Origin of the sequence: Stenotrophomonas sp. GD03777 (assembly GCF_029842485.1) — a bacterium.
GTDB classification, from domain to species: Bacteria; Pseudomonadota; Gammaproteobacteria; order Xanthomonadales; family Xanthomonadaceae; genus Stenotrophomonas; species Stenotrophomonas sepilia.
The window spans coordinates 1-12,311 of record NZ_JAOCGL010000025.1 but is presented as its reverse complement, the minus strand read 5'-3'; the positions used below and the strand labels follow the sequence as shown (position 1 = coordinate 12,311).

The 12,311-nt window shown below is 67.3% G+C and carries 10 protein-coding genes; 7 read left to right on the top strand and 3 right to left on the bottom strand.

Annotated features, from left to right (window positions below; genetic code table 11):
* The first annotated feature begins 132 nt into the window (after positions 1-132).
* Complete coding sequence (locus N5E02_RS07930; RefSeq protein ID WP_306463098.1) at positions 133-978, top strand: aspartyl protease family protein; 846 nt, start codon at positions 133-135, stop codon at positions 976-978.
* A gap of 68 nt (positions 979-1,046) precedes the next feature.
* Positions 1,047-2,207: a serine hydrolase domain-containing protein gene (locus N5E02_RS07925; protein ID WP_139727800.1), complete on the top strand. Its 1,161-nt coding sequence runs from the start codon at positions 1,047-1,049 to the stop codon at positions 2,205-2,207.
* Between the two features lie 69 nt (positions 2,208-2,276).
* Here the strand turns inward: N5E02_RS07925 and N5E02_RS07920 are convergent, their stop codons facing one another.
* The 3 genes from N5E02_RS07920 to N5E02_RS07910 all read right to left on the bottom strand — a co-directional run bounded on the left by N5E02_RS07920 (position 2,277) and on the right by N5E02_RS07910 (position 5,045).
* Positions 2,277-2,888, bottom strand: a complete 612-nt coding sequence (locus tag N5E02_RS07920; protein WP_053497029.1) for a DUF6445 family protein — start codon at positions 2,886-2,888, stop codon at positions 2,277-2,279.
* Positions 2,889-3,026: 138 nt separating this feature from the next.
* Complete coding sequence (gene groL / locus N5E02_RS07915; protein ID WP_005411226.1) at positions 3,027-4,676, bottom strand: chaperonin GroEL; 1,650 nt, start codon at positions 4,674-4,676, stop codon at positions 3,027-3,029.
* Positions 4,677-4,757: 81 nt separating this feature from the next.
* Positions 4,758-5,045 (bottom strand): co-chaperone GroES, encoded by a 288-nt coding sequence (locus tag N5E02_RS07910; RefSeq protein WP_005411227.1) that lies wholly within the window; start codon positions 5,043-5,045, stop codon positions 4,758-4,760.
* Between the two features lie 311 nt (positions 5,046-5,356).
* Here N5E02_RS07910 and N5E02_RS07905 point away from each other — a divergent pair, with 311 nt between their 5' ends.
* The 5 genes from N5E02_RS07905 to N5E02_RS07885 form a co-directional block, all read left to right on the top strand.
* Positions 5,357-7,132, top strand: coding sequence for an endonuclease (locus tag N5E02_RS07905; protein WP_235646051.1), 1,776 nt, complete (start codon positions 5,357-5,359; stop codon positions 7,130-7,132).
* A gap of 68 nt (positions 7,133-7,200) precedes the next feature.
* A complete protein-coding gene (cutA, locus tag N5E02_RS07900; RefSeq protein ID WP_139727804.1) occupies positions 7,201-7,539 on the top strand; it encodes a divalent-cation tolerance protein CutA in 339 nt (112 codons plus the stop codon).
* On the top strand, positions 7,536-9,917 hold the full coding sequence (locus tag N5E02_RS07895) for a protein-disulfide reductase DsbD (RefSeq protein ID WP_139727806.1): 2,382 nt from the start codon (positions 7,536-7,538) through the stop codon (positions 9,915-9,917). The genes cutA and N5E02_RS07895 overlap by 4 nt, the downstream gene beginning before the upstream one ends.
* Complete coding sequence (locus tag N5E02_RS07890; RefSeq protein WP_139727808.1) at positions 9,914-10,477, top strand: TlpA disulfide reductase family protein; 564 nt, start codon at positions 9,914-9,916, stop codon at positions 10,475-10,477. The genes N5E02_RS07895 and N5E02_RS07890 overlap by 4 nt, the downstream gene beginning before the upstream one ends.
* Before the next feature lie 645 nt (positions 10,478-11,122).
* Positions 11,123-12,311, top strand: a 1,189-nt coding sequence (locus tag N5E02_RS07885; protein WP_279946152.1) for a PepSY-associated TM helix domain-containing protein, incomplete at its 3' end; no start/stop codon positions are given.

Here is a 12,311-nt window from a genome sequence, read left to right as displayed (position 1 = left end):
GGTGATACGCCGCTGCGCGCCAATGGTCGCCCACGATCACTGCGGAGTCTCCCCTTGCGCCTGTTCCTGCTGCCCCTGTTCGCCATCCCCTTGCCGGCGCTCGCCTCCGATGCCGCCGAGCACGTCCTGCCGATGTGGATGCAGGGCGGTCATCCGGCAGTGGCCGTCTCGCTGGACGGGCGTTCAGAGCCGCTGCGCTTCGTGGTCGACAGTGCCGCCGGGGCAACCCTGGTCGATGCACGCGTAGTGCGGCGCTACGGTTTGCAGGATGCGGAAGCGGCAGTGTCGCAGGCCCAGGGCGCGAGCGCGAAGGCGGCGCGGTTGCAGCGCATGCGCAGCACAGCGTGGCAGCTGGGCAGCTGGCAATTGAAGGCCAGCGGCATGCAGGTCGACCTGTCATCGCTGGCGAAGGGCGATGATCCGGCCATTGACGGCTTGATCGGCAACGACCTGACCGGGCGCTGGGACACCCGTTGGGACTTCGGCCGCAATCAACTGGCGCTGTGGACACCCGGCGGCTTGGACCTGGAAGGACCGGGTTGCCAACCCAATGCGCTGCCCGGCCGCGATGACGGCCTGCGCCAGTTCGGCTTCATCACGCTTGCCTTGGGTACGCCCGGCGTGGACGCCATCGCCGTGGTCGACACCGGTGCCGCGCAGACCGTCCTCAACGCCGAAGCAGCCCGCGCACTGGGCCTGCGCACCGACGGCAGCGATGCTCGGGTGCGTGCACGTGAAGAGGGCACCGAGGGGCTGGGTGGCGGTGCACAGGCAACCTGGCTGTACACCCTGCCCGGCATGACCGGCGGCAACTGGCAGCACCCGCCGATGGAGGTCCGGATCAGCGAACTGCCGGTGTTCAGGGCGATCGGCCTGGAGGCGCGACCGGCCTTGATCCTCGGTGCCGACGCGATGCGCGGTGGCCAGGTGGACATCGGTGCGGGTGCCGCGCGGATCTGCCTGCGCCGACCCGGCTGACGTCTGGCGCATGACGGCGGGAGCTGGCAGGCGTAGCATCGCGCCACGTCCCGCCAGGAGTTCCACGCATGCGCCGTGCTGTCCTGCTGTTGCTGACGCTGCTCCCGCCGGCCGTGCTGGCCGCGCCGCCGCTACCCTCGCCCGCGCGCATCGATGCCGAAGCACAGCGGCTGATGCAGGCGGCCCATGCGCGCGGGATGGCGCTGGCGGTGATCGATGGCGGCAAGGTGGTACACGTGGCCGCCTACGGCGAACGCAACGCCGCAGGCGAGCCGCTGCGCACCGATACCGTGATGTACGCCGCCTCGCTGACCAAGATGGCGTTCGGCCACCTGGTCGCACAGCTTGCCCAGGACGCACGGATCGAGCTGGACGCCAGCATCGCCACGGCGCTGGACAAGCCGCTGCCGGACTACCCGCCAGAGCCGAAGAAGTACGCCGACTACAGCGTACTGACCGATGATGCGCGCTGGCGCCAGCTCACTCCGCGCCTGCTGCTCAACCATTCCAGTGGCTTTGCCAACTTCGGGTTCCTGGAACCCGATGGCCGCCTGAAGTTCCACTTCGATCCGGGCAGTCGTTATGGGTATTCCGGCGAAGGGCTGATCCTGTTGCAGTTCGTGATCGAGCGTGGACGGCTTGGCCAGGACGTGGGTGCATTGATGCAGCGGCAGGTATTCGACCGCTTCGGCATGGTCCGCACCAGCATGATGTGGCGTGAGGATTTCGCCGCCAACCTGGCCGATGGCTGGACGGCGGAAGGCACGGCCGAGCCGCACGATGAACGCAGCCGCGTGCGTGCGGCCGGTTCGATGGATACCACCATCGCCGACATGGCGCGCTTCGCTGCCGGCTATGTCCGCGGCGATGGGCTGTCGCCTGCAATGCGCAGGGAACTGGTGCGGCCGCAGCTGCCGATCACCACCGCCAGCCAGTTCCCCACGTTGCAGCCGGAGCTGCCCGTGGCGCAGCAACGCAAGGATCTGGCCTCAGGCCTGGGCGTGGTGACGTTCCGCGGCCCGCAGGGCGCAGGCTTCTACAAGGGTGGCCACGACGATGCGGTCGGCAACACGCTGGTGTGCATCGAACGGTACAGACGCTGCGTGGTGATCCTGGGCAACGATGTACGGGCGGAAGCTGCGTTCCCGGCACTGGTGGCATTCGTACTGGGCGATACCGGCGTGCCGTGGCAGTGGGAGTATGGCGCGGCGAAGGTATTCGTCGAATGAGGGTGCGATGACGCCTGCATGGCGAACGCGGCCAGGGGGAGCATCCACGCCATGCGTGGATGGCACTCCTCAGCGCGCCTGCTCGAAGAACATCAGGTACACCAGCCGGCCATTCTCCGGTCGATCACCGAACGCTGGCCCGGCGGTGTGCCAGAACCAGGGCCGCAGCAGCACCAGCCGGTTGAAGCGCATCGGAATGCGCATGGTCATTTCCCACTGGCTGTCGTCGTTGCTGTCGCGCTCGATGATGTCGCGATGCATGTCGCCGCCGTTGGCGTAGCCCAATGCGGCCAGCTCCGCCGCGTCCAGGGCCATGCGCTCGGTGCCGGTACGGCGATGGCGGAAGAACTCGGTGCCGCCCTCGCAGTGCTCCGGTGCACTCAGGTAGAGAATGCCCGACCAGTGCGAGTGGTCGGCGTGTACCTTGGCGCGGCCGATGTCGCCGGCAAGGGTAAGGCGGAACTTGCCGTGCGACTGCAGCGGGTTGACCGGCCGCAGCGGTTCGTTGACCAGTCGCGAGACCGCGCCGGACAGGCCATCCAGCTCCAGCCGCTGCTGTGAATTGCGGCCGGGGAATGCGCCCTCCTGGACGGGATAGTCCAGGCCCAGTGCCGCCTGGCGCAACCCCTGCGCATCGGCGGGAGAAAGGAAGTCGTCAACGACGATGAACGAGGTAGGCATGGTCACCGAGCGTAGCGATGCACTGCGGCGACGGCAACCGGGCAACAAAAAACCCCGCCTTGCGGCGGGGTTCTTCTTTAACATCACATCGGGAAGGCGTGCCGACCGAGGCCGGCAACGACCGCCGGAGGCGTGGACTTAGAAGTCCATGCCGCCCATGCCGCCCATGCCACCCATGCCACCAGCGCCGCCCATGGCCGGCTCGTCCTTCTTCGGAGCTTCGGCAACCATGGCTTCGGTGGTGATCATCAGGCCGGCGATCGAGGCCGCGTTCTGCAGGGCCGAACGGGTCACCTTGGTCGGGTCCAGGATGCCGAACTGCAGCATGTCGCCGAACTCGCCGGTGGCCGCGTTGTAGCCGAAGCTGCCGGTGCCTTCCTTGACCTTGTTGATGATGACCGACGGCTCGTCGCCGGCGTTGGCCACGATCTCGCGCAGCGGGGCTTCCATCGCACGCAGGGCAATCTGGATGCCGTGGTTCTGGTCTTCGTTGGCACCCTTCAGGCCGGCCAGCGCGGTGATCGCGCGGACCAGGGCAACGCCGCCGCCCGGGACCACGCCTTCTTCAACGGCTGCACGGGTGGCGTGCAGGGCGTCGTCGACGCGATCCTTCTTTTCCTTCATTTCGATTTCGGTCGAGGCGCCGACCTTGATCACCGCAACGCCGCCGGCCAGCTTGGCCACGCGTTCCTGCAGCTTCTCGCGATCGTAATCCGACGAGGTGTCCTGGATCTGGGTCTTGATCTGCGCCACGCGTGCATCAACGTTGGCCTTGTCGCCGACGCCGTCGATGATGGTGGTGTTCTCCTTGGAGACCTGCACCTTCTTGGCGCGGCCCAGGTCCTTGATGGTGGCCTTTTCCAGCGACAGGCCGACTTCTTCGGAGATCACGGTGCCGCCGGTCAGCACGGCCATGTCTTCCAGCATCGCCTTGCGGCGGTCGCCGAAGCCCGGGGCCTTGACGGCCACGACCTTGACGATGCCACGGATGGTGTTGACCACCAGGGTCGCCAGCGCTTCGCCTTCGACTTCTTCAGCGACGATCAGCAGCGGCTTGCCGGCCTTGGCGACGCCTTCCAGTACCGGCAGCAGGTCACGGACGTTGGAGATCTTCTTGTCGTGCAGCAGGATGAACGGATCATCCAGGTCAGCGGTCTGCGACTGCTGGTTGTTGATGAAGTACGGCGACAGGTAGCCGCGGTCGAACTGCATGCCCTTGACCACGTCCAGCTCGTTGTCCAGGCCCGAGCCTTCTTCAACGGTGATGACGCCTTCCTTGCCGACTTCCTTCATCGCGTCAGCGATGATCTGGCCGATCGACTCGTCCGAGTTGGCCGAGATGGTACCGACCTGGGCAATCGCCTTGTCGTCGGCGGTCGGCTTGGAGATGTTCTTCAGCTCGGCGACGGCAGCCGAAACGGCCTTGTCGATACCGCGCTTGAGGTCCATCGGATTCATGCCGGCGGCAACGGCCTTGGCGCCTTCGCGGATCAGGGCCTGGGCCAGCACGGTGGCGGTGGTGGTGCCGTCGCCGGCATCGTCGTTGGTGCGCGACGCAACTTCCTTCACCATCTGCGCGCCCATGTTCTCGAACTTGTCAGCCAGTTCGATTTCCTTGGCGACGGAGACGCCGTCCTTGGTGATGGTCGGGGCGCCGAAGCTCTTTTCCAGCACGACGTTGCGGCCCTTCGGGCCCAGGGTGGCCTTGACGGCATTGGCGAGAACATTGACGCCGCGCACCATGCGCGAACGGGCGTCTTCACCGAAACGAATATCCTTGGCAGCCATTGCATTTACCTCATTGGTAGCGCCGGACGAGGCCCGGCGGCTGGGAGTTTGGGATCAGGTTGAAACAGGTCGCGCCGAAGCTCAGCCGATGACGGCGAGCACGTCGTCTTCGCGCAGGACCTTGTATTCGACGCCTTCGCTCTTGTACGAGCTGCCGGCGTACTGGCCGTAGATGACCTTGTCGCCGACCTTCAGCGACGGCGCGCGCACGTTGCCGTTGTCCAGCGGCTTGCCGGGGCCGACGGCCACGACCTCACCCTTGGTGGACTTTTCCTTGGCCGAGTCGGGGATGACGATGCCACCGGCGGAGATTTCGTCGGCTTCGATCGGCTTGACCACAACGCGGTCGTGCAGCGGCTTGATGCTCATAGGAGACCTCTTAAGTGATTGATTGGTCTAAAAAAGTCCGGCGATGTTAGCACTCACCCCAGGCGAGTGCCAGAACCGCACGTGAAGAAACCCGACAACGTCGGGAGCAGGGCAGAGATGGAGCCCTGCCGCCCCCTTTCAAGGGCGGAATGAAAAAATTTTTTCGCCCGCGCGCCTCGGCCAGGGCGTCGGTCCAGATCAATTTCGGTGACAAGCGTCGCACTGTCAGATATCTGACGTTCATTTACGACAAAGTGTCACTGGATCGGCCTTAGGCTCGGTCAGGCATTCCCAATCACAAGGAGTAGTCGATGCGATTGCTGTCCCCGCTTGCCGCCGCCTGCCTGCTGGCGCTGGCCGCTGCGCCGGTCCAGGCCGAGGTCTTCATCAATGAACTGCACTACGACGACAGCACCGCCGCCGGTGACGTCGGCGAAGCGATCGAGGTCGTAGCCACTGCCGGTGAGGACCTGTCCGGCTACCGCCTGTACCTCTACAACGGCAGCAACCCGTCGGCCGCCACCGTCTACGCCAACAATCCGGTCCCGGCCGGCACCGCCGCCGGCTGCGGCAGCGCCACCATCGCCGTGGTCAACTATCCGACCAACGGCCTCCAGAATGGTCCGAACGACGGCATCGCCCTGGTCGATGCCAGCGGCAAGGTGGTCCAGTTCCTCAGCTACGAGGGCGCCATCACCGCCTCCGGTGGCCCCGCCGCGGGCATGACCAGCCAGAACATCCCGGTGGCCGAAAGCAACAGCACCGCGCCGGGCACCTCGCTGCAGCTGACCGGCAGCGGCAGCCAGTACGCCCACTTCACCTGGGCCGAATCTGCCGGCCAGACGTTCGGCAGCTGCAACAACGGCCAGACCTTCAGCGGCGGTGGCACGCCAGGCCCCAACACGCCGCCGTCAGTCTCCACCACCACCCCGGCGCAGGGCAGCAGCACCTTCCCCGCTGCCGCCGACCTGGAAGTGGTGTTCAGCGAGACGGTGAACCTGGCCAGTGGCGCCTTCGCCCTGAGCTGCGGCACCTCCGGCAGCGTGCCGCTGACCTTCCCGGCCAGCGGCCGCAGCGTGAAGCTGTCCACCAATACCGCGCTGGTGGCCGGTGAAGCCTGCCGCTTCGACATCCGCGCCGCGCGCATCACCGACCTGCAGGGCGCGCATCCGGCCGCCGACAGCCGCATCGCCTTCACCGTGGCCAGCACCGGCGGCAACCCGGGCGTGCCGGCCGGCTACTACTCCAGGGTCAACACCAACAGCCCCAGCCAGCTGCGCTGCTCGCTGCACGCCACCATCAAGGGCCATACCGCCTACCCGTACAGCGGCTCGGGCACCAGCACCTGGACCATCCTGGAAATCGCCGACGAGGATCCGAACAACCCGAACCGCATCCTCGATGCGTACCGCAACCGCAGCTACGCCAAGGTCAGTGATCGTGCGGGCACCGGCAGCGGCCTGACCTACAACCGCGAGCACACTTGGCCGAACTCGCTGGGCTTTGCCACCACCACCGGTGACAAGGGCCTGCCCTACGCGCCGTACACCGACACCCACATGCTGTACCTGACCGACGCGCAGTGGAACGCCGACCGTGGCAACAAGCCGTTCGCCAAGTGCGATGCCAGCTGCGGCGAGCGTGCCACCGAAGCCAACAATGGGCAGGGCGGCGGCAGCGGCGGCTACCCGGGCAACTCCAACTGGGTGCGCACGCCGGACGGCAACACCGGCACCTTCGAGGTGTGGGGCAAGCGCAAGGGCGACATGGCGCGTGCGGTGATGTACATGGCCATCCGCTATGAGGGTGGCAAGGATGCGGCCACCGGTCAGTCCGAGCCGGACCTGGAGCTGACCGACGACCGCAGCAAGATCGTCAAGACCAGCAGTTCGCCGGCCTACATGGGCCTGCTGTCGACGCTGATCGACTGGCACCTGTCCGATCCGCCGGATGATGCCGAGCGTGCCCGCAATGACGTGGTCTACAGCTTCCAGGGCAATCGCAACCCGTTCATCGACCACCCCGAGTGGGCGACCCCGGCCCTGTTCACCTCGGCCAAGCCAGCCACCTGCCAGCTGGCCAACTGACCGCGCAACGCAGCGGTCCACTGCCGCCGCCGGGCCCTGACCCGGCGGCGGCCCTATACTCGGCGGTCATGCCGATCGTCGATCCCGTCCTGCTGCTGTTGACCACCTGCCCGGACCGGGCCAGTGCCGAGCGCATTGCGCACGCGCTGGTCGGCGAGCGCCTGGCCGCGTGCGTGACCCGCCTTGATGGCGCGCAGTCCACCTACCGCTGGCAGGGCGAGGTGACCACCGATGCCGAGCTGCAGCTGCTGGTAAAGACCACCGCGAGCCGCGTCGATGACGCAATCGCCCGGATCGTCGAACTGCATCCGTATGAACTCCCGGAGTGCATCGCGGTCGAAACCCGGGCCGGCCTGCCGGCATATCTGGACTGGATCCGGGCACAGACCCGGGAGGACACTGATTGAAGACTCTGTTTGCGCGTGGCGCCGCCTTGTGCGCCCTGTTGTGGCTCTCGCTGCCCGCCTTGGCCCTGGATGAGAAGGACCTGCTGCCGGTGGACCAGGCGTTCGCGCTGACCGCCACTGCCCCCGAACGGGGCCAGGTGCAGCTGCAGTTCAAGATCGCACCGGGCTACTACCTGTATCGCCACCGCACCAGCGTCAAGGCGGATCCGGCCTTCAATGCCGGCACGCTGCAGATGCCCAAGGGTGACAGGCACCACGATGATTTCTTCGGCGAGGTCGAAACCTATCGCGAGCGCCTGCAGGCCACCCTGCCCGGCACGCCGACGGACGCTGCCGGCACCATCAGCCTGGAAGTCCGCTACCAGGGCTGCGCAGATGCCGGCGTCTGCTACCCACCGCAGAAGCGCGTGGTGCAGGTCACCCTGCCGGGTGCCGGTGCGGCGGCCGTGGTGCCTGCCGCGCGTACCGGTGCCGCCAGTCCGTTCAACAACCCGCTGGCCGGTGCCGGCAACAGCGGTGGCCTGCGCCTGCCGGGCGCGGCCAACAACAGCCAGGCGCTGCCGCTGCCGTCGGAACAGGCGTTCGGCTTCGATGCCATCGCCAGCGACGGCAACACCCTGCTGCTGCGCTTCAGCCCGGCACCCGGCTACTACCTGTACCGCGACCGCACTTCGCTGAAGCTGGAAGGCAGCGCCGGCGTGCTCGCCGACAAGCCGCGCTGGCCGGCCGCGCAGTCGCATCGCGACGAGCACTTCGGCGATGTCTCGGTGTACTTCAACCAGGTGGAAGTGCCGCTGCCGCTGCGCCGCACCGTTACTGATGCGGTCGACAGCACCCTGGTGGTGACCTTCCAGGGCTGCCAGACCGATGGTATCTGCTACCCGCCGATGACCCGTCGGGTGAAGCTGTCGATTCCGGCCGGCAAGCTCAACGCCGGCACCGGCCAGGCGCCAGTGCGCGAGGAAGCAGTCAATGCGCTGGGCGCTGCCGGTGCGCCGCGTGAATCCGCCAATGGCGTACCGCTGCGCCTGCTGCCGACCGTACCCAACGACGGCAACGCCGCTCCCGCCGCCAGCGGCAGTGAGGGCGCGCGCAATGAGTTCGCCGCCGATGCGCGCGATGGCAACGCCCTGCGCACGCGTCCGCCGGCGACCACCCCGAACCCGGACCGATCGTTCGTCTGGGTGCTGCTGCTGGCGCTGGCCGGTGGCCTGGTACTGAACCTGATGCCCTGCGTGCTGCCGATCCTGTCGCTGAAGGTGCTGAGCCTGGCGCAGAGCGGCGAGAGCCCCGAGCGCGCGCGCAGCCATGCCCTCTGGTACACGTTGGGCGTGCTGGTCGCGTTCGCGGGGATCGGCGCGCTGATGGTAGGCCTGCGTGCGATCGGCAACGCCGTCGGCATCGGCTTCCAGCTGCAGCACCCGGGCGTGGTGGCGGCGCTGGCCTACATCATGTTCGCGGTGGGCCTGAGCCTGTCCGGCGTATTCACCCTCGGCGGCGGCATCGGCAATCTTGGCCAGTCGCTGGCCAGCCGCAGCGGCCCGGCCGGTGACTTCTTCACCGGTGCGCTGGCCTGCGTGGTCGGCAGTGCCTGCGTCGGCCCGTTCATGGGCGGTGCGATCGCCTACGCCTTCATTGCCCCACCGCTGAAGGCGATGACCGTGTTCCTGTTCCTTGGCCTGGGCCTGGCGCTGCCGTTCCTGCTGATCGGCTTCGTGCCAGCGCTGGCACGCCGCCTGCCCAAGCCCGGCCCGTGGATGGAAACGCTCAAGCACGTGCTGGCCTTCCCGATGTACGCCACTGCGCTGTGGCTGCTGTGGGTGCTGGGCAAGCAGCGCGGCGTGGACGGCATGGCGCTGGTGCTGGGTGGCCTGCTGCTGTTCGCGTTCGGCCTGTGGCTGTTTGAACGCAACCGCTGGACCGGCTCGCGTGCGGTGACCCTGCTCGGTGTGCTGCTGGCGATCGGTGCGCTGGTTCCGGCCTGGGGCGTGACCCAGCTTGCACCGCCGGCGAGGGCAGCACAGGCCGCCAGCGACAACGTGGTCGAGTATTCGCCGCAGCTGCTGGACCGCCTGCGCGCCGACAACCGCGTGGTGTTCGTCAACATGACCGCCGACTGGTGCGTGAGCTGCAAGGCCAACGAACGTGCGGTGCTGTCACGGCCGGAGTTCAAGGAACTGCTCAAGCGCACCAATGCGGTGTACATGCGCGGTGACTACACCAACGTCGACCCGCAGATCACCACGTTCCTGGAAGAGCACAAGGCGGTTGGCGTACCGCTGTACGTGGTGTACGGCCCCGGCGCGCCGCCGACCGTGCTGCCGACCCTGCTGACCCAGGCGGTGGTCGAGGAAGCGCTGCTGCGCACCGCACGATGAAGTGGCAACGGCCAGCGCTGCTGTGGACAGCGGTGCTGGCCGCCGGCCTCGGCCTGTGGGCCGGGCATCGGCTGTCACCCGGCACATCAGCACCTGCCGCGCCAGCAACGGCTTCCAGGGCGACGGCCGTGAAGCCCACGCTGCAGGTGGGCGATCAGTTGCCCGCGCTGACACTGCCGGACCTGGCGGGTCAGCCATTGGTCCTGCGCGATCACTTCGCCGGCCGGCCGCTGCTGATCAACGTCTGGGCCAGCTGGTGTGCGCCCTGCGTGAAAGAGATGCCCGAACTGGCGCGCTTCGCCGATGCCCAGGGCGACAACGGTGTGCAGGTGCTGGGTCTGGCGCTGGACACGACGGACGACGTGCGCGGTTTCCTGCAGCAGGTGCCAGTGGACTACCCGATCGTGATCGAGACACCGGGCCCGCGCGATGCCAGCGTGCAGCTCGGCAACGCGCAAGGCCTGCTGCCCTACAGCGTGTTGTTCGATGCGCAGGGGCGAATGGTAAAAGCGAAGCTGGGACCGTTCGCCCACGGCGAGATCGACGGCTGGGTGAAGTGAGGGTGTTTTTTGCAGGGCTTGCAGCCCTGCACCCTGCTCAATGCAACGGCAACAGCCAAAGCCAAAGCGGGCATTCCGTGGGTTGGCGGGGCGGTGTCGGAGTGCGGGGACGCTGCAAGTACGTCCCTGTAAGCTTGGCAGCCGCATCCATGCGGCTGACACCCCGCACTCCGACACCGCCCCACCTCTGACAGATCTTCGCGGCTGTTGGTAGGTGTCGACCTTGGTCGACACATCTGTCAGATATCGATATTCAGAACGGAATCAGACCCCGTGCCGACCAACGGTCGGCACCCACCAAAGCAGAACGCCGTTCCGACAGATCGCAGGAAACTGTCGAAGGCGGGGTGGGTCCGGTTGAGGGGGTGTCCGCGGCATGGATGCCGTGACCAAGGCTACAGGGACGTACTTGCGCCGTCCCCCGCAACCGGACCCACCCCGCCTCCTCACAGGAAACCCGCTGTTGCTTCGGCTGTTGCTTCTGAGGTTGCCGGCCAGCGGCCGGCACTACCGCGGGTGCCGGGTGCCGCCCGGCCGGTACCTCCAGCTTGACCGCAGCCAACGCGCCACGGAGAATTCCGCGACTAATTCTCATTTGCTGTTGCGCAGGATGCGGGCGGCAGCCTCCCGGGCCCCTCTCCTTCGATGTTCAAGAACGTCCTGTTCCAACTGCATTGGCTGCTGGGCATTACCGCCGGTGCCGTCCTGGCCGTGATGGGCCTCAGCGGCGCCGTGCTGTCCTTCGAGGACGAGCTGCTGCGCGCCGCCAATCCCGGCTTTGCCGAGATCGCCGAGCACCATGCCGACGGACAGCATCCCCTTGCACTCAGTGAACTGGTGCCGCTGCTCCAGGCCGGCAGCGAACGCCCCCTGCAACGCCTGCGTATCGATGCCACCGGACAGCGGCCGTCGGTCGCGCGCTTTGCCGGCGGCAAGGACCACTGGGTGTACTTCGACCCGTACAGCGGTGAGCGCTTCAGCGCCCTGCGCGGCCAGGCGTTCTTTGACTTCGTCGAGGACCTGCATCGCCACCTTGCCGCGGGCGAACGCGGCAAGTGGATCACCGGCAGCTGTGCCATCGCCCTGCTGTTCTTCACCCTGTCCGGCCTCTACCTGCGCTGGCCACGACGCTGGTGGCACTGGCGCAGCTGGCTGGCAGTGGAGTGGAAACGCAGCGGGCGCGGCTTCCTGTGGAGCCTGCACTCGGTAGTCGGCACCTGGGTGCTGCTGATCTACCTGATGAGTGCGCTGACCGGCCTGTGGTGGTCGTTCGACGGGTATCGCAGTGCGGCCAGCACGCTGCTGGGCGTCCCACCGGCGGCCAAGCACCAGGTTGCCACCGATGCGTCGCTGGACCTGCACCGCATTGAAGCCACGCTGTACGCGCTGCCGGGCGTGCGCGCCGGCTTCATTGACCTGCGCCTGCCGGAGAAACCCGGACAGGCACTGAATGTTCGGGTGATGGCCGGTGATCCGTCGCAGCGCGGCGGCCACCACGATCGTGCGCATGACCTGCTGCAGCTCGATCCGGCCAGCGGTGCGGTTCTCGATGCCCGCCCGTACGCACGCCAGGGCGCGGGCGGACAGCTGGCCACCAGCGTGTTCGCGCTGCATTCGGGCAGCTACTTCGGTGTACCCGGACGCGTGGTGGTGATGCTCAGCAGCCTGGGCATGAGCCTGTTCTTCATCACCGGCTGGATGCTGTACCTGGACCGCCGCCGCAGCCAGCGTGCCGCGCGCGGGCTGCGCCAGGCGCTACCGATGCCGGCCAGCGACGCCGGCAACGCAGCGTGGCTGGTGGTGCATGCCAGCCAGAGCGGACTGGGCGAACAGC